The 17,233-nt window shown below is 63.0% G+C and carries 14 protein-coding genes and 1 pseudogene; 3 read left to right on the forward strand and 12 right to left on the reverse strand.

Going from position 1 to position 17,233, the window contains the following annotated elements; genetic code table 11:
• Window positions 1–35 precede the first annotated feature (35 nt).
• Window positions 36–653 (reverse strand): hypothetical protein, encoded by a 618-nt coding sequence (locus tag AAC640_RS13185; protein WP_340266982.1) that lies wholly within the window; start codon window positions 651–653, stop codon window positions 36–38.
• A 312-nt stretch (window positions 654–965) separates the two neighbouring features.
• Window positions 966–1,223, reverse strand: a complete 258-nt coding sequence (locus AAC640_RS13190; protein ID WP_340266984.1) for a hypothetical protein — start codon at window positions 1,221–1,223, stop codon at window positions 966–968.
• Between the two features lie 280 nt (window positions 1,224–1,503).
• Here AAC640_RS13190 and AAC640_RS13195 point away from each other — a divergent pair, with 280 nt between their 5' ends.
• Window positions 1,504–2,610 (forward strand): Fic family protein, encoded by a 1,107-nt coding sequence (locus AAC640_RS13195; protein ID WP_340266986.1) that lies wholly within the window; start codon window positions 1,504–1,506, stop codon window positions 2,608–2,610.
• 278 nt (window positions 2,611–2,888) lie between these two features.
• On the opposite strand, the pseudogene AAC640_RS13200 reads toward AAC640_RS13195, so the two are convergent.
• Window positions 2,889–3,188 (reverse strand): annotated as a pseudogene (locus AAC640_RS13200) (integrase core domain-containing protein); the annotation flags it as partial.
• 658 nt (window positions 3,189–3,846) lie between these two features.
• Between AAC640_RS13200 and AAC640_RS13205 the strand changes: the two are divergent.
• A complete protein-coding gene (locus AAC640_RS13205; RefSeq protein ID WP_340266988.1) occupies window positions 3,847–4,533 on the forward strand; it encodes a type IV toxin-antitoxin system AbiEi family antitoxin domain-containing protein in 687 nt (228 codons plus the stop codon).
• Window positions 4,526–5,377, forward strand: a complete 852-nt coding sequence (locus tag AAC640_RS13210) for a nucleotidyl transferase AbiEii/AbiGii toxin family protein (protein ID WP_340266990.1) — start codon at window positions 4,526–4,528, stop codon at window positions 5,375–5,377. The genes AAC640_RS13205 and AAC640_RS13210 overlap by 8 nt, the downstream gene beginning before the upstream one ends.
• A 137-nt stretch (window positions 5,378–5,514) precedes the next feature.
• Here the strand turns inward: AAC640_RS13210 and AAC640_RS13215 are convergent, their stop codons facing one another.
• The 9 genes from AAC640_RS13215 to AAC640_RS13255 all read right to left on the reverse strand — a co-directional run bounded on the left by AAC640_RS13215 (window position 5,515) and on the right by AAC640_RS13255 (window position 17,207).
• Entirely contained in the window at window positions 5,515–6,150 is a 636-nt protein-coding gene (locus AAC640_RS13215; RefSeq protein ID WP_340266992.1) for a glutathione S-transferase family protein, read from the reverse strand.
• 7 nt (window positions 6,151–6,157) lie between these two features.
• On the reverse strand, window positions 6,158–7,834 hold the full coding sequence (locus tag AAC640_RS13220) for an AMP-binding protein (protein WP_340266994.1): 1,677 nt from the start codon (window positions 7,832–7,834) through the stop codon (window positions 6,158–6,160).
• Between the two features lie 97 nt (window positions 7,835–7,931).
• Entirely contained in the window at window positions 7,932–9,428 is a 1,497-nt protein-coding gene (locus AAC640_RS13225; RefSeq protein ID WP_340267134.1) for a CoA-acylating methylmalonate-semialdehyde dehydrogenase, read from the reverse strand.
• Window positions 9,429–9,464: 36 nt separating this feature from the next.
• Complete coding sequence (locus AAC640_RS13230; protein WP_340266996.1) at window positions 9,465–10,424, reverse strand: alpha/beta hydrolase; 960 nt, start codon at window positions 10,422–10,424, stop codon at window positions 9,465–9,467.
• 1 nt (window position 10,425) lies between these two features.
• Window positions 10,426–11,250: a 5-deoxy-glucuronate isomerase gene (gene iolB, locus AAC640_RS13235; RefSeq protein WP_340266998.1), complete on the reverse strand. Its 825-nt coding sequence runs from the start codon at window positions 11,248–11,250 to the stop codon at window positions 10,426–10,428.
• On the reverse strand, window positions 11,247–12,140 hold the full coding sequence (gene iolE, locus AAC640_RS13240) for a myo-inosose-2 dehydratase (RefSeq protein ID WP_340267000.1): 894 nt from the start codon (window positions 12,138–12,140) through the stop codon (window positions 11,247–11,249). Before iolE ends, iolB begins: the two co-directional genes overlap by 4 nt.
• A complete protein-coding gene (gene iolD, locus AAC640_RS13245; RefSeq protein ID WP_340267002.1) occupies window positions 12,137–13,972 on the reverse strand; it encodes a 3D-(3,5/4)-trihydroxycyclohexane-1,2-dione acylhydrolase (decyclizing) in 1,836 nt (611 codons plus the stop codon). Before iolD ends, iolE begins: the two co-directional genes overlap by 4 nt.
• A complete protein-coding gene (locus AAC640_RS13250; RefSeq protein WP_340267004.1) occupies window positions 13,969–15,900 on the reverse strand; it encodes a bifunctional 5-dehydro-2-deoxygluconokinase/5-dehydro-2-deoxyphosphogluconate aldolase in 1,932 nt (643 codons plus the stop codon). Before AAC640_RS13250 ends, iolD begins: the two co-directional genes overlap by 4 nt.
• Window positions 15,897–17,207 carry a serine hydrolase domain-containing protein gene (locus tag AAC640_RS13255; RefSeq protein ID WP_340267006.1) on the reverse strand — a complete coding sequence of 437 codons (1,311 nt, stop codon included), beginning with the start codon at window positions 17,205–17,207 and terminating at the stop codon, window positions 15,897–15,899. The genes AAC640_RS13250 and AAC640_RS13255 overlap by 4 nt, the downstream gene beginning before the upstream one ends.
• Window positions 17,208–17,233: the final 26 nt, after the last annotated feature.

The following is a 17,233-nucleotide window of genomic DNA, read 5'->3' on the forward strand; positions in this document are numbered from 1 at the left end:
GCATATCATCCGCGCTCATCTTCAATGGCCTGCTTTTACTCCGCCATCATGGCCTGGAATCCGACCGCCGTTGACAGATATTGCATCAGCGCCAGGCCGTAGCTGATGAAATTCAACTGATAGCGCAGTGACGCGCCCTGGATATTGTCGATGCGGGTGAAGCCCTCGAACGTGCCGACCGGCTGCAGCGCCAGATCAAAGACGTGACGCGCCCCGCGCAAGGCTTGCAAGTCCAGTTCGGGCAGGCTCTTCGAGAGTGCGCGCCCAGCCTCCGCCTGCCGCCGCTCCTGCCGCACGACCGCTGTCGGCATATAGGCTTGCCGCCGCTCCTTCGCCGCGGCCGCCAGCCTCGTGTCAGCCCGCCATTGCCGATATTCCTTGATGCAAAAGGCGACCACAAGGGCGACCACCGCAAGCCGGCCGTAAGGGCTGAGGGGCTCATCGGCTACCGCACCGGCAATCGCTGCCGAGACAAACCAGGCCGCGAGCGGCAACGCGAGCAGGCCGGTCAGCCCCCAAACCAGCAGAAAGATCCGGAAAAGGAACAAGCTGATGGCGAAGCCCAATATGCCCCATCCCCCGATCGCCAGCAGACCGCCCCCCGGAAGCCAGAGGCTCCAGCCCAGCGCCTGAAGAGCGTAGCTGCTGCGCACTATTCCAAAAAGCGACAGGAGGGTAGGAGCAGCGCCAATCAGGCATAGTAGACCATAAACGAACACGGTTCGTTGCCGGAGCCAACGCGTGACGGGACCGACATGATCAGCTACCTTCTCCAAGGCGGGGACGTCATGTCTTGTGGACCACGAGGTTGGCGTTGCGCCGCCCCGAAGAGCTATATCGCTAGCCATAGGCTCCTCCTATCATATTTTCACGAGTGTTTTGCACGCGCATAGAGCAGCGGTCCATAATCTAGCGTGCAAACAGTTGCGGCAGTTCGGCACACCGTTTGATTCACCACGCATGGATCATGGCTGGGCCATCCAAAAGGATGGTTCTTGAATGACGCGAAATGAAGATTCGGCAATCCGTCTGCTTAAAAGGCTTGTTTTGGTCGATCCGCCGAGCGTCCTTTCAGTAGCGTCGCAGGATGGCGGTGCGAATACGACTAATTCTCGATCCGTGTCCTCGAGAGGACGATCAACCGCCAGGATTTCATCATATTGATCTTCGCTCACGCCTGCCTCAGCCGCGTTTGCACGGTAATGAAAGACGCCGATGAACATTCACCGATGTCAAGCAGAAGAGGACTCGAAAGCGACCCATTCTGGCGCAGAAAACCGCCATTTCTTGAGAGGCACCATGAGGCGATACCCTCACCGATACCCTGGGACTTTTTATTGGAATGGTTCGAGTCCTAAAGGCTGCAGATCGTCAGCTTACATCGCCGATTCGTCGCCTCCTTGACCGACCCATACGATCGGGTGCTCGTTCTGGGCGATAAGAACATCTTTTATAAATCAAATAATGCTGATATTTGATCGATAGAAAGGGGCGTTATCGATCATGCGTTGGAACTGGCAGCAATCTGATTGGCCGAACTTCGCCTATGATGCGACGCGTTTGAGAAGCCGTGAGGATCAATTTCTGAAGGATGCGGGCATTCTGGTGGGCGTCATGGCCCATCTCGATGCCGAAGATCGCCAGACCCTCTCCATCGAACTCATGGCGCAGGAAGCCGTCGATAGCTCTGCAATCGAGGGGGAGATTCTCGATCGCGCGAGCGTACAGTCGTCCGTGGCGAAGCATCTAGGGATTAAGACCGACCACCGCCGCGCTAACGCTGCCGAGGCGGGCGCTGCAGAACTCATGGCGAACCTCTTCCGCAGCTATCGCGAGCCGATCAGCGATGCCATGCTGTTCCATTGGCATGCCTTGCTCCTGAACGGCAGGCGGGACCTCGCCGACATAGGCCGATATCGAACCCATGCCGATCCTATGCAGATCGTCTCGGGAGCCCTGCACGCGCCCAAGGTGCATTTCGAGGCTCCGCCATCGCAAGCGGTGCCAGGCGAGATGGACGCATTCATCGCCTGGTTCAACGATACCAGGCCGGCTGGCCCTTCACCGGTGAGCGCACTGACGCGAGCCGGGATTGCTCATCTATGGTTCGAGTCCATTCACCCCTTCGAAGATGGCAACGGGCGCCTCGGCCGCGCGATTGCGGAAAAAGCCTTGGCCCAGGGGCTTGATGCACCCGCGATCACGGCGCTTGCAGAGACCGTCCAGCGCCATCGCAAGGACTATTATACTCAGCTTCAGCGTGCGAGTTTGTCGAACAATATCGACGATTGGCTCGAATGGTTCTCCGACATCACGCTTGCGGCTCAACAGCGCACGCTGGATCGGGTTCATTTCCTCCTGGCCAAGGCCAAGCTGCTCGACCGCCTCCGCGGTCAGATCAACGCACGGCAAGAGAAGGCCCTGCTTCGCATGTTCGCCGAAGGACCGGATGGCTTCAGGGGTGGGTTGAGCGCGGCAAACTATCGAACGATCACCGACGCAGCCCCGGCGACGGCCACTCGCGATCTCGCGGAACTGGTTGAGTTGAAAGCTCTTCGCAAGCAAGGGGAACTGAAGCACACAAGATACTATTTGGACCTTGGCGAATGACCAATCGCCTCGCATGTCGGACATTCCCGGTCGGCGTCGAGGTGCTCGTCGGCTGCCGCCTGTTCATCAGGCGAGCAGGCATAAGTGGCCGCTTAGGGTGTGCGCGAAGTTGTTCCCTATTTTGACGTCTGTGATCGACCGCTTCCCCGCCGAATTTAGAGAGCAAAAGTCTTGGTTCCACGAGGATTTTGTAGCTCATCCGTATGTCCCTCGTCAGAACATTTGGCACAAGTCGCGGCGTAAATTAGCGGAGTGCGGGCCTCGTCTCAGGGTTGATGTTAGGCGGCGAGCTTGCGGTGTTGCAAGCGCCGATATTGGATGGTCTGTCGCTTGATCCTTTCGCGCTGTTTGATGATGGCGGGGGCTCTGCCGAAGTAGGCATCGGCGGGTGTGACGTTGTTCAGGCTCTCGTGGTAACGCTGGTTGTTGTAGTGCTCGACGAAGGCCTCGATCTGGGCCTCAAGGTCGCCGGGCAGGAAATAGTTCTCCAGCAGGATGCGGTTTTTCAGGGTCTGGTGCCAGCGTTCGATCTTGCCTTGGGTCTGGGGGTGCATCGGAGCGCCGCGCACATGGCTCGGCCTCTCGCCATTCGTGGACGAATAGGCCCGCAAGTTAGCCGATATGCTCGGTAGTCAGCGGATCGAAAGCCGCGTCCTTGCGCTTCCGGGCCGCCGCAACATTTGCTTCCCATTCGGCATTTGCGTCCCGCCAAATGTCCAGGGCGTCCCCTTCGGCAAGAGAAGCGGCCTTGAGGCTTCGCTTTAGCTCCTTCGGAGGCGTGGACCTGTCGGGCGGAATATTCAGGAACGGCAACAGCTCAGGCGGATAGGGCCGACGATAGGACAGCCGCCCGGTTTTCTTGTCTTTCAGGACGTGAGCCAAGAGCTGCCCCATAGCGCGAAATGTGCCCTTTCTTGTGCCGCTTTTTCAGCGATCAGGGCCATATTTTCGCAGAAATCCAAGGCTTTCATAACCTTAGAGCACAAATGGTGCCAGAAGAGGACTCGAAAACGGCCTGTTCCGGCGCAGAAAATCACCATTTTTTGAGAGTCATCACAGGGCGATACCATGCTCGATACCTTGGGACTTTTTGTCGGAATGATGTGAGTCCCCAAGCCTCCAAAATCATGTGCGTCGGCAGGTGATTCGGCGAGGCTGTGTTGGACAGGAAGATATCACTCACGCCGTTTCGAGAAATTCTTGAAACTTTCATTGTTTGAAAGTATTTGGAATTTTATGAGCGCGCTTGCTGATCAGGTCACACAGTCAAGCCTTGCTGAGCGGATCTTCAGCGAAGGCCAGCTTGGTGACCTTCTGGGCGGCAGCGATGCCCGCCGCTATGCTCTGGTTCATAGGGCGCTGAAGGACGGTTCGTTGATCCGTCTAAAACGGGCTACCTATATGCTCGGTCGGCGCACCAGCAACGATGCCATCCATCCCTTTGCCGTGGCGCAGGCGCTCCTGCCGGGCAGCTATATCTCCTTTGAAACAGCCCTGGGCTATCATGGCTGGATTCCAGAGGCCGTATTCACCACGGCAAGCGTTTCACCGGGGCGCAAGACGATCAGCCATGATACGCCATCCTTCGGGCAATTCAGCTTTCACCCGCTTGCACTCCAGGAATACCAATTCCTGACAAGCGTCGATCGTGAAAAGTTCGGCAAGCTCACGGCATTTGTCGCACAACCCTTACGGGCACTGATCGATCTTGTCGCTTTGCGGAAGGAGCATTGGTCCGGCTTGGACTGGCTCACCGAGGGCATGCGGATCGACGAGGACCGGCTGCGATCGCTCAGACGCAAGGATTTTTCAGCGCTCCGGCCAGTTTACAGGCACAAGGCCGCCAACGAGTTCCTCCATTCACTTGAAGACGCCATTCTGACGATCAAAGCCGCGGCCAAAGGACGTCCCTCGGATGATTGAGATTATTCAGGACAAGCTCCGCCGATATGGAGCGACCAACGCGGTCGAGGAAGAGAATGCGACCAAAGAGATCATCCAGGAGATAGCTCTGTACGCGCTTTGGCGTGCTGAATTTTTCGATGTCGCTCTTTTCCAGGGGGGCACCAGCCTGCGTATTCTGCACCACCTGCCAAGATTTTCCGAAGATCTCGATTTCATGCTCCGATCACCGAACCCCGAGTTCGACTGGACATCCTATCTCAAAATTCTGGTCGAGGTTTTCGCGCAGTTCGGCTTGAAGCTCGATGCCCAGCCCAAAGAGAGGATGGAAAAGGCGGTTCGGGAAGCGGTGCTCAAGGATGAGTCCATCGCGAGTCAGCTCGATCTGACCTTCGCCGGCACAGGACGTCGCAGGACGATCAAGATCAAGCTGGAGATCGACACCAATCCGCCGCCGCGATCCGGCGAAGCCAGCACGTTTCTCGATTTTCCTTCCGATTACGAGGTGCGGCATCAGGATCTGCCTTCAAACCTCGCGCTAAAAATCCATGCGCTTCTTTGCCGAGGATATCTGAAGGGCAGGGATTGGTATGACTTTTCCTGGTATGTCTCGAACGGGGTGTCTCCCAATCTGATGCATCTCGAGGCCGCCCTGATCCAGGCTGGCCCATGGGCGGGGCAGGAAGACCTCACGATCGACATGGCATGGCTGCAGCACACGCTGGGCAACAGCATAGCCGCTGTCGACTGGAAGGCCGCCGCTGATGATGTCAGGCGATTCCTGCGTCCGGCGGAGGCGAAATCGCTGGAATTATGGAGCGAACGCTTCTTCCTCGCAAAACTAGAAAAGATGACGCGGACTTGACGTTTTTATCCGGAAATGAGGATCAGCGTTGGGTTGATCCCCTTTGCGCGGACTGGTTTCCATGCCGCAGAAAAGGAGATCGTCGGAACCTTCGCGATAGAACTGCGATGCCTTCATGCTCTCCGCCCAAGCGCGCCCTAGCGCCAGGCGGGCGCCTGCACGTCCACGATGCTGGCGCGCTGGAAACCTGGCCGCGCGCACGCCCTTTCGAGATAAGCGCGGACGTGCGGTCCGAAATTCGCACCAAGACCAACAACGCGGTCTGCCAGATACAACGCGTAGGCAATCGCGATGTCCGCGATCGTGAACCGCCCGGCACACAGCCACTCCCGATCCGCCAGTGCCGACTCGACGGCCCGGAGTCGGCCATTGAACCATTTTTCGTAATCCGCCGCTGGCTGTTCGGCTCGGTTCTCGGGCGCTTCGAGTTGCCGGTATCGCAAGACGATGGTTTGCGGGAAAGTCAGCGTCGCATCGCTGTAGAACAACCAGTTCAGGAACAGCGGATAGTCTTTTTCGTCTGGAGATAGCGCAAGCGGCGTCGGACCGTAGCGCGCAGTCAGGTACAGGCAGATAGCCGTCGACTCCGTCATCCGGACCTCCCCATCCTCCAGAAAGGGAATGGTGCCGATCGGATTAATGTCCAGATATTCCCTCGCAAGGGCTCTGGGCGGGAAGGGAAGCAGGACCGGCTCGTAGGGGATTTCCATCTCCTCCAGTGCCCAAAGCGGGCGCAGCGAACGTGTCTCCCGGCAATGATAAAGCTTGAGCATGACGTTTTCAGCCCTCCCCGAGATCGGCGATCATCGCTTCGCGCAGCAGATATTTCTGAACCTTGCCGGAGACGGTCATCGGGAAGGCCTCGACGAAGCGGACGTAGCGCGGAACCTTGTAATGGGCGATCTTCCCGCGGCAGAAAGCAATGATCTCGTCGGCATCTTGCGACGCACCGGCGCGCAGCTTGATGCAGGCGAGCACCTCTTCGCCGAACTTCGCGTCGGGCACGCCGATCACCTGCACATCCTCGACCGCAGGGTGGCTGTAGATGAATTCCTCGATCTCGCGCGGATAGATGTTCTCGCCACCGCGAATGATCATGTCCTTGATGCGCCCGACAATGCGGGCGTACCCCGCCTCGTCGATGACGGCGAGGTCGCCGGTGTGCATCCAGCCGTCGCGGACAGCGGCGGTAGTCATTTCGGGATCCTCCCAATAGCCAAGCATCACCGAATAGCCGCGCGTGCACAGCTCGCCCTGCTCGCCGCGCGGCAGGGTTTCGCCCGTCTCCGGATCGATGATTTTCACCTCAAGGTGGGGCTGAACCCGCCCGATCGTGCCGACACGCCGCTCGATCGAATCATCGAGCGCCGTCTGGAAGCTGACCGGACTGGTCTCCGTCATGCCGTAGGCTATGCCGACATCCCGCATATGCATGCGGGTCATGACCTTGCGCATCACCTCGACCGGGCACGGCGATCCGGCCATGAGGCCGGTGCGCAGGCTTGACAGGTCGAAACGAGCGAATTCAGGATGCTCGAGCGCGGCGATGAACATGGTGGGCACACCGTGCAGCGCGGTACAACGTTCGGCTTCGACCGCCTCGAGGACGGCGAGCGGCTCGAAGCCGGGCGACGGATAGACCATCGTCGCGCCGTGAACGAGGCAGGCCAGGTTGCTCATCACCATGCCAAAGCAGTGATAGAGCGGCACCGGAATGCACAGCCGGTCGCCCTGCTGCAAGCCCATGGCAAGGCCGCAGAAATAGGCGTTGTTGAGCACGTTCCTGTGCGACAGCGTCGCGCCCTTGGGCGATCCGGTGGTCCCGCTGGTGAACTGGATATTGATCGGGTCGTTCGGCTGAAGGCTTGCAGCGATGGCGGCGAGTTCCTGCTCGGACGCGTTCGTCGCAAGCGCCGCCACCGCGTCGAAGTCGAGCCAACCGGGGTGATGCTGGCCGCCGATCTTGATGAGATGGGCAAGGTCCGGCAGGCGGTCGGACATCAGCGCGCCCGTCTGGCCTGCGACCTCCGGGACCAACGCCTCCACCATGGCGATATAGTCGCTCGTCTTGAAGGATGCCGCGCAAATGAGCGCCTTCGCACCGACTTTCCGCAGCGTATATTCGAGCTCGGAGGTGCGGTAGGCCGGATTGATGTTGACCTGCACCATGCCGACGCGGGCGGTGGCGAATTGGGCGATGGCCCACTCGGCACAGTTGGGCGCACATACCCCGACCCGGTCACCGGGACGAAGTCCGAGCGACAGCAGTCCTGCCGCGAACGCATCGGCCGCGACCTTGAGCCCGGCCCAGGAGAGGCGGACATTCTGGTGGCGCGACACGAGCGCCTCGGCCTCCGGCCAGCGCTGAGCCGCATGTTCCAGCGCTTCGCCGATCGTATGCTCAAGCAGTGGCGGTTCAAAAGCACCGCCGACGTGACTGAATTCCTCAATGCTCATGGCGCCCCACCATTTGTTTCCAAACTCCGTTAGCCCTCGTCATTTGGCTTCGGCAAGGGGGCGTAGGCGAGTTGCCGTGGCGCGGAACGAGTGGTCACTACATCGTCGGTATGACAAAGCTCGAATCCGTGACTGCCCCGCCAGCAGGCCAGCGCTGGGTAATTGTCTTGACCTTGGTCCAAAAGCGCACGCCTTCCATCCCGTGCTGGTTGTGATCGCCAAATGCCGAACGCTTCCAGCCGCCGAAGCTGTGATATGCTACTGGCACGGGAATGGGCACGTTGACGCCGACCATGCCGACGTTGACGCGCTGTGCAAATTCGCGCGCGGTATCGCCATTACGCGTGAAGATTGCTACGCCGTTGCCGTATTGATGCCTGGAGGGTAGCGTGATTGCCTCTTCGAAGCTCGAAGCGCGGACGATTTGCAGCACCGGACCGAATATCTCCTCGCGGTAGGCGGACATGTCGGGCGTAACGTGGTCGAACAGGCTGGGACCGATGAAGAAACCGTCCTCATGCCCCTGCAGGGTGAAGCCGCGGCCGTCGACCACCAGCTCCGCGCCCTCATCCACCCCGATCTGGATCCAGCGTTCGATCCGCGCCTTGTGCTCGGCGGTGATGACCGGACCATAATGGGCGTCAGCGTCGGTGGAGACCCCGACCCGCAGCGCCTCGATCGCAGGGATCAGCTTCGCCTTCAGCCGCTCCGCAGTATCGGCACCGACCGGCACCACCACGGGCAGCGCCATGCAGCGCTCGCCGGCCGAACCGAACGCCGCGCCGCACAGATCGGCGACGGTCTGGTCGAGATCGGCGTCGGGCATGACGATGCCGTGGTTCTTCGCCCCGCCCATCGCCTGCACGCGCTTGCCGGCCGCGACGCCGCGCGAATAGACATATTGGGCGATGTCGGACGAGCCGACAAAGCTGACGGCGCCGATCGCGGGATGATCGAGGATCGCGTCCACCATCTCCTTGTCACCTTGCACGACCTGAAAGATGCCATCGGGCAGGCCCGCAGCCTTGAACAGTTCGGCGAGACGCACCGGCACCGACGGGTCGCGTTCGGAGGGCTTGAGGATGAAGGCGTTGCCGCAGGCGATCGCCACCGCGCTCATCCACAACGGAATCATCGCCGGGAAGTTGAACGGGGTGATGCCCGCGCCAATCCCGATCGGCTGGCGCATCGAATAAACGTCGATCCCCGGTCCGGCGCCCTCGGTATAGTCCCCCTTCAGCAGGTGGGGGATGCCACAGGCGAATTCCACCACGTCGAGGCCGCGCTGGATGTCGCCCTTGGCGTCGCTGACCACCTTGCCATGTTCGGAGGAAAGCAGCCGCGCCAGCGACTCCATTTCGGCTTCCACCAACTGCTTGAAGGCGAACATCACCCTCGCGCGCCGCTGTGGGTTGACCGCAGCCCATTCCGGCTGCGCGGCCTGCGCCGCAGCGACAGCCGCTTCCAGATCGGCGGCCCCGCCCAACCCGACACGCGCCTGAACCTGCCCGGTGTTGGGATCGAATATGTCGGCGGTACGACCGGACGAGGGTCGCAGCGCTGATCCGGCGACGAAATGTTCCACCTCGCGGATGGTCGATCTGGTCAACGTCATTCTCCTTGAAGCGGGTCAAGCACGCGCGGTTACCGCGTTCGTGCGCGCGAGCATGTCTTGCAACCCGGCCAGCGTGCGCCGGAACGCGCGATCGGCCGCCGGCACCAGGACGGTGAGGCCCGTGAACCCATGTCCCAGGTCGCCGAATTCCATCAGCTCGACCGGCACTCCGGACGCGCGCAGCCGTTCGGCATATTCCACCGCTTCGTCGCGCAGCGGGTCGGCGGTCAGGACGGCGATCACCGCCGGCGGCAGGCCGGACAAGTCGTCGGCAGCCAGCGGCGAAAGGCGCGGATCGGCGCGGTCGTGCCCGGCGCTGTAGAGCGGATATAGTTGCCGCAGCGAATGGCTGCGCAACATGGGATCGGCATCGGCGCGGACCGAGGCGCGTTCGAACGCGCTGTCGCGCAGGTCGACCGCGGGATTGACGAGCAACTGGGCGTCGAAGCTTCTGCCCGGCCGCTCGTCGCGCAGCACGAGCGCCACCACGGCGGCAAGATTGGCACCGGCGCTCTCGCCGCTCACCACCACCGGCCGGCCGCCGCCGCCCAGTTCCCCGACATGATCGAGCGTCCAGCGCGCCGCGACGAGGCTGTCGTCGAGCCCGGCCGGGAAAGGATTCTCCGGCGCGAGCCGGTAGCTGCTCGTCACTACGACCATCGACAGGTCACGTACCATCCGGCGCACGATTGGATCGATGAGGTCGATGCTGCCCGTCGACCAGCCCCCGCCGTAGAAGTGATGAAGCGTGCCTCTCACATCGCCGCTGGGGCGATAGATTTTCATGGCGATGTCGCCACGCGGTCCTGCGAGCGTCCGATCCTCGATCGACGCGACCGGGATCAGTCCGTCGGGCCCGATCATCAGCGCGCGAAGCGGCTCGCTCGAGGCGCGATATGCGGCGATGTCCAGCTCGTCCGACTTCGGAATCGGCATCTGATCGATCAGTTGTTGCAGGACGGGGTCTAGGGGCATGTCAGTTTCCTGTGCTGTCGATAGAGGCGCGCGCGCGCACGATCCATTCGTGCGCGGGATCGTTGGCGAAGACCCAGTTGCGACGGGGGCCTGCCATGACGTTCAGATAATAGAGGTCGTAACCATGCGCGGCGCCGACCGGATGGTATCCGCGCGGGACCATGACGACATCGCCATCCTCAACCGCGATGGTCTCGTCGATCGAACGATCGTCGGTATAGACCCGCTGGAAGGCGAAGCCCTGTGGCGGCGACAGGCGGTGGTAATAGGTCTCCTCGAGGAAGGTCTCCTCCGGATAGGCGTCGCGGTCATGCTTGTGCGGCGGATAGCTCGACCAGTGACCGCCGGGCGTTATGACCTCCACGACCAGAAGGCTCTCGGCTTCCGCCTTGTCGTCCAGGATGTTGCGGACATAGCGGGTGTTGGTGCCTTGCCCACGCGTTTCGAGGCCGACATCCCCTGGCGGGAGCAGGCGCGGCCGGCCCTCGCCATTGGCGGGCGCCGTGCAGATGGCGATTTCGGCAACCCCATCCGCCTCGACCCGATACGGCATCCCGGCTGGAACATAGATCGAGGTGGCCGGACCATCGAAAACGTTTGCCCGCCCGCCAAGTCCAGCGAAGCATTCCTGGCCGACGGTGACGTTGATCCTGCCCGAAAGGATCACGAGGCAAGCCTCCCGGCCTTGTTCGGTTCCCTCATAAGCCTGGCCCGAAGCCAGCCGGACGACGCGGAAGCCGACATAGCGCCAGCCCGCGCTCTCCGGCGTGATGTCCAGCATGACGCCGCTTGCGTCGGGCGTTCGGCTACGGACGCGCAGGCTCATATGATCAGCTCGGCATCGCGGGCGAGACGCTTGAGCGTGTCCAGTCCGAGCTGCTGGTACGTGCGCGGATTCGCGATCGCAGGATCCTGCTCCGCCTCGATGACGATCCAGCCGGTATAATCGACCCCGGCAAGGGCCTGCATCAGGGGCGCGAAATCATAATCGCCATCCCCCGGCGTCGTGAACATGCCACCGATCACGCCGTCGAGAAAGCTGGCGCCGCTGGTGAGGAAGGCCTTGTGCTGGGCGGCGCGCACGTCCTTGCAGTGGATGTGGTTAACCCGTTCCAACCGCTCCTGCACGACCGTGACCGGTTCGATGCCGCCGCAATAGGCGTGGCCGGTGTCGAGCACCAGCCCGACATGGTCGCCGGTCACCTCGAAGAAGCGGCGGAGTTCGGCGTCGGTCTCGACGACGGTGCCACAATGATGATGGTAGGCGAAGCGCAGGCCACGTCGGTTGACATGGGCCGCGACCGCATCCAGCCGCTGGCCGAAACGCGCCCACGCATCGTCGGCAAGCTGCGGATGCATGTCGAGCCGACTGCTGCGGTCGCCGTGCACCGCGTTGGAGGTTTCGGCGAGGATGAACACGTTCGATCCCATGGCTTCGAGGAGCGCCAGATGATCGGTCATCGCCTCGATCTCTGCGTCGGCATCGCGGACCAGCAGGTTCGAGGAATACCAGCCGCCGACGATGTCGAGCCCATAACCCGCCATGATCGGCTTCAGCGTGGCAGGATCGCGGGGAAATTTGTTGCCGAGCTCGACACCGTCAAAGCCGATCTCCTTCACATCGGTCAGCAGCGCGTCGAGCGTCGTGTCGCCGCCCAGTTCGGGCAGGTCGTCATTGGCCCAGGCGATCGGGCTGGCGCCCCAGCGGATCGTCATTTCACTTGTCCCTTTCTGGTATCGTCGTAGCGCGCTCTCGCCGCCAGCACGTCCGTGTGTGTCGAGACCTCGGCAATGGCGACATCCCACCAATGGCCACCGGCCTCCGTCGTTGGCGCGGGATCGGTATCGATCACGACGACGGTGCTGATCGGCGACGCCGCGGCGCGCGCAAGCGCGGCATCGAGTTCGGCAAGGCTTGCCACCTTCTCCGCTGCCGCGCCAAGGCTGCGGGCATGGGCGGCGAAGTCGATCACGGGCAGTGTTTCGTGCCGCGTATCGGCAAGCAGGTTGTTGAAGGGCTGCCCGCCGGTCGCCTGCTGTAACCGGTTGATGCAGCCGTATCCGCGGTTGTCGAGGAGCACGACGGTGATCTTCAGCCCCAGCATGACCGAGGTCGCCAGTTCCGAATTGAGCATCAGATAGCTGCCGTCGCCGACCATCACGACAACGTCGCGCGACGGATCGGCCATCTTCACGCCCAGTCCGCCTGCGACCTCATAGCCCATGCAGGAATAACCGTATTCGACATGATAACCGCCCGGTCGGTGCGTGCGCCACAGCTTGTGCAGCTCGCCGGGCAGGCCCCCTGCGGCGCAGACCACGACGGTGTCGGCGCCCGCCCGTCGCCAGACCGCGCCGATCACCTGCGCATCGGACGGCAGTGCGGCCGACGGCGCCATCGCCGCTTCGGCCGCGGCGTTCCATTCCGTCAACGCGGCGGCATTGGCATCGCGCCATGGCGCAGGCACCTGCCATTCGCCAAGGTGCGCCGCCAGGGCCTCGATCACCGTGCGGGCATCACCGACGACGGTGTTCGCATGGTGCTTCGCCGCGTCGTGCGGGGCGACGTTGACCTGGAACAGCCTGCCGCCGAACAGGGTGCGCGATCCGGTGGTGAAGTCCTGCAACCGCGTACCAACGCCGATCACCAGGTCGGCGGCCGTGGCCGCGCGATTGGCGGCGCTGGTTCCGGTGACGCCGACGGATCCGAGCGCCTCGGGCTGATCCCATGGCAGCGAGCCTTTGCCGGCCTGCGTCTCGACCACCGGCACACCGGTCGCCCGCGCGAAGGCCGCCAGCGCCGCTTCACCACGCGAATAGAGTACGCCGCCGCCGGCGACGATCAGCGGACGCTCCGCCGTACGGAGCGCGTCGATCAGTGCGTTCAGTTCAGCCTCGTCGGGCCGGGGACGCCGTCTGCGCCATAGCCGCCGCGCGAAAAAGCTTTCCGGCCAGTCGTGCGCTTCCGCCTGCACATCCTGGCACAAGGCTACCGTCGCCGGGCCGCACTGTGCCGGATCGGTCAACACCGCCATCGCGCGGGGCGCGGCGTCCAGCAGCTGTTCGGGCCGGGTGATCCGATCGAAATAGCGGCTGACCGGGCGGAAGCAGTCGTTGGCGCTGACCGTGCCGTCACCGAAATCCTCGATTTGCTGCAGGACCGGATCGGGGCGGCGGCTCGCGTAGACGTCGCCGGGCAGGAACAGCACGGGCAGGCGGTTGACGTGCGCCAGAGCGGCTGCGGTCACCATGTTGGTGGCGCCCGGCCCGATCGAGGTGGTGCAGGCCATGGCACGCTCGCGCCGGTGCGCCTTGGCAAAGGCGATGGCGGCGTGCGCCATCCCCTGTTCGTTGTGCGCGCGGTAGGTTGGCAGTGTGTCGCCTGCGCCGGCCAGCGCTTCGCCCATACCGGCCACGTTGCCATGACCGAAGATTGCCCAAACGCCGGCGAAGAACGGCACCTCGCCCTCACTGGTGGCGACGTGTTGCGCCGCCATCCAGCGCACCAACGCCTGCGCGGTGGTCAGTCGGATCATCGCCGCGCTCATGCCGCCTGCCTTTCGCGGACCGCGCGCCAGCCATCGACGAGGACGGAGAAGTTCGCCGCCATCGCTTCCACTGCGTCCTCGTCGTCGATCGTGCCCTTGAGCCAGTTCGCTGCCGGCTCGGCCCAGATCGTGCGACCTACCGCGAAGCCCTTGACCAGCGGACTGGTGGCCGCAGCGGCGAAACTGGTCAGCAGCGCATCCTGCGTGGCGGCCAGGCCCAGCAGCACGATACCACGGCAGTGAGGATCATGCTTGCTGATCACCGCTTCGACCGCGGCCCATGCCGCCGGTTCGACGGCGGGCTCCAGCTTCCACCAGTCCGGATAGACGCCAAGCGCATAGAAATGCTCCACCAGCCCTGCCACCGTATCGGTCGTGACTGGGCCATGTTTGGACGCGATCACCTCCAGCAGCAATTCGTGCCGGGTCTGGCGACATGCCTCGAACAACCGCAGTATCTGTCGATCCTGGGCCTCGCGCAGCGCGCGATCATCGTCGGGGTGGTAGAAAACCAGGCACTTGACGACATGGTCGAGCGGCCAGTCGGCGAGGATCGTCGCGGCCTCAAGCCCGCCTTCGAACACCAGCGGACGCGATCCGGGTTGCTCGATCGGACGGCCGACCCAATAGGGCATCTCCGCCGCCGCCTCCAGCGCACGCGCGCCATAGCGCCCGTCGGCCAGCAGGCCATAGCCATGATTGTCGCGCGCCACCCGCTCCAGAGCGCGCAGTGCCAATTCCTTGAAACGGGGCACCCGGTCGAAATTGCCGGTGCCCAGCGTCGCTACGAGATCGTCGAACTGGCTACGATGATCGATCGCGAGCACAGTCAGGTCGGGATAATCAGGGTGACGGTTGGTCGACCAATGCGTTTGTTCCAGTACCGCGCTGTCGCGCAGGCGGTGCGGCCAGTCGTCGCGCCCGAGGAACGTCTGCAATTCCTTCCAGCTCGGCTCGGCCGGCGCGCAGCCGTGGCGAGAGACGACGATCGCGCCGCACGCATTGGCATAAGTGCAGCAGGTTTCGATCGGTTCGCCGCGCAGCCAGCCGCGCAGGAACCCGGCCATGAAGGCGTCGCCCGCGCCCAGGACGTTGAACACCTCGATCGGGAAGCCGCGCCCGACGATACCGCCATCGAGGCCGTCCGGTATCGCGCCCGGAAACGCCACGCAGCCGTCTGCGCCGCGCTTGCAGACCAGCAGCGCGTCGGTGGTCGCCCGAATCGTGCGCAGCGCCGCAAGCGTGTCGGTCGTGCCGCCCAGGATATGAATTTCCTCCTCGGTGCCGACGATCAGGTCGCAAAGCGGCAGCACGCTTTGCAGTTTGTTGGTCACGATCGCACTCGCGACGAAGCGGTCCTCGCCATTGTCCTTTTGCGCCAGACCCCACAGCACCGGCCGATAATCGATATCGAAGATCACCTGCCCGCCCGCCGCCTTGATCGCCCGTGCCGCCTTGAGGCTCGCGGCACGCACGTTAGGCCGCGACAGATGCGTGCCATTGATGAGAAGCGCGCCGGCCGACGCGACGAATTCCGGGTCGATATCCGCTTCGCACAGCGCCATGTCGGCGCAGTTTTCGCGGTAGAAGATCAGGGGAAAGCTGTCGGGATCACGGATGCCCAGGATGACGAGCGCGGTCAGGCGATCGGGATCGCTGATCACCCCCGCCACGTCTACCCCCTCGCGTTCGAGTTCCTCGCGGATGAAGCGTCCCATATGATCGGCCCCGACGCGCGTGATAAGCCCGGTCCTCAGCCCCAGCCGCGCGGAGCCGATCGCCGTATTCGTGGGACTGCCGCCGATATATTTGGCGAAGGACCCCATGTCCTCCAGCCGACCGCCAATCTGCTCGCCATAAAGGTCGACGCCGGACCGGCCCAGGGCGATGAGGTCCAGTGGTCTGGCCGCAGCTACCGTTTCGCTCATCCGACGTCTCCCCCTTGTTGCGCCCGATCCGTCCCGGCCGAAAGGATATCGGCCACCAGTCCCCGGCTGCGGAACTGCAGCGACAGGCGCTCGGCATCCGCCAGCAACTGGACCATGCAGACGAACGCCACATCGTTGGTGGGATCGACCCAGAACCAGCATCCCGCCGCTCCGTCCCAGAAATAGGTGTCGCGTCCCAGGCGGACGTCCGCCGCCGCCGGATCGGTGACGACCACGCCGTTATAGGCATATTCGTAGCCCGGACGCAGGCTGTGCGGCGCCGTGCCGAATGCGCCGCTCAGGAGGTCAGGTGGCGTGTGGCTGCGTGTCATTTCCGCGACAGCCCCGGCGCTCAGGATGCGCGCGCCTTCCAGTTCGCCCCGGTTGAGCAGCATCCGTGCAAAGCGCAGATAGTCGCCCGCCGTCGACACCAGCCCGCCGCCACCCGATGCAAAGGCGGGAATCCGGTCGTAAGCCAGAACAAGTTCACGCGCCGGGACATGGGCCATGTTATCGTAGGGCATTGGCCCTTCGGCATGCGCCTCCACCAAGGCGTCGCCTGGCAGCACGTACAGGCTGGCGAAACGGTCGCGCTTCGACGCCGGCACGACGAAATCGGTGTCGACCATGCCGAGCGGCGCGAAGATCCGCTCGATCATGAAGTCGCGCAGCGTCATGCCGCTCAGCCGCTCGACCAGCGCCCCTTGCACGTCCATCGCGACGCCGTAGCGCCATCCCGTGCCCGGATCGAAGGCGAGCGGCGCGCGGGCCAGTCGCGCGAGATAGTCGGCAAGCGGCAAGTCATGGGGAATGACGGGCACATCCGCCGCGCGGAAGGCCTGATCGACCGGCTCGTCGCTGAAGCCATAAGTGAAGCCGGCGCGATGCGTCATGACATGATCGATCAGCACCGGAACCACTGGCGGCGAAACGATCGGCGTGCCATCGTCATCCACCCCGCGGAACACCTGAAGGTCTGCCAGTTCGGGCAAATGGTCCGCCAGCCGGTCCTGCGGCCTCCAGCGTCCTTCTTCGCGCAGGATCATCATCGCGACCGCCATGACCGGCTTGGTCATCGAGAACAGCCGAAAGATCGTGTCCGGGCGCATCGACGCAGCAGTGGCGACGTCCTGCCATCCGATCGCGGACATATGCGCCAATGTGCCGCGATGCCAGGCCATCGCCACTGCGCCACTGAGCAGCCCGCGATCGACCACGTCGCGGATCATCGCATCGATCGGCGCCCAGCCAGCTGTGCTGCCGACCGACGACGCGTCGAGATCCGACAGTTCCGTCCCTAATTGCATGCCAGCATCGACTCCAGAATATTTCT

The organism is Sphingobium mellinum (assembly GCF_037860795.1).
Taxonomy (GTDB): domain Bacteria; phylum Pseudomonadota; class Alphaproteobacteria; order Sphingomonadales; family Sphingomonadaceae; genus Sphingobium; species Sphingobium mellinum.

What these genes read in the sequence shown, in the direction of transcription:
- AAC640_RS13230 (WP_340266996.1), bottom strand. Translation starts at nt 10,424, where the DNA reads ATGCCCCTAGACCCCGTCCTGCAACAACTGATCGATCAGATGCCGATT.
- iolE (WP_340267000.1), bottom strand. Translation starts at nt 12,140, where the DNA reads ATGACGATCCGCTGGGGCGCCAGCCCGATCGCCTGGGCCAATGACGAC.
- iolD (WP_340267002.1), bottom strand. Translation starts at nt 13,972, where the DNA reads ATGAGCGCGGCGATGATCCGACTGACCACCGCGCAGGCGTTGGTGCGC.
- AAC640_RS13210 (WP_340266990.1), top strand. Translation starts at nt 4,526, where the DNA reads ATGATTGAGATTATTCAGGACAAGCTCCGCCGATATGGAGCGACCAAC.
- AAC640_RS13250 (WP_340267004.1), bottom strand. Translation starts at nt 15,900, where the DNA reads ATGAGCGAAACGGTAGCTGCGGCCAGACCACTGGACCTCATCGCCCTG.
- AAC640_RS13190 (WP_340266984.1), bottom strand. Translation starts at nt 1,223, where the DNA reads ATGTTCATCGGCGTCTTTCATTACCGTGCAAACGCGGCTGAGGCAGGC.
- iolB (WP_340266998.1), bottom strand. Translation starts at nt 11,250, where the DNA reads ATGAGCCTGCGCGTCCGTAGCCGAACGCCCGACGCAAGCGGCGTCATG.
- AAC640_RS13215 (WP_340266992.1), bottom strand. Translation starts at nt 6,150, where the DNA reads ATGCTCAAGCTTTATCATTGCCGGGAGACACGTTCGCTGCGCCCGCTT.
- AAC640_RS13220 (WP_340266994.1), bottom strand. Translation starts at nt 7,834, where the DNA reads ATGAGCATTGAGGAATTCAGTCACGTCGGCGGTGCTTTTGAACCGCCA.
- AAC640_RS13255 (WP_340267006.1), bottom strand. Translation starts at nt 17,207, where the DNA reads ATGCAATTAGGGACGGAACTGTCGGATCTCGACGCGTCGTCGGTCGGC.
- AAC640_RS13195 (WP_340266986.1), top strand. Translation starts at nt 1,504, where the DNA reads ATGCGTTGGAACTGGCAGCAATCTGATTGGCCGAACTTCGCCTATGAT.
- AAC640_RS13205 (WP_340266988.1), top strand. Translation starts at nt 3,847, where the DNA reads ATGAGCGCGCTTGCTGATCAGGTCACACAGTCAAGCCTTGCTGAGCGG.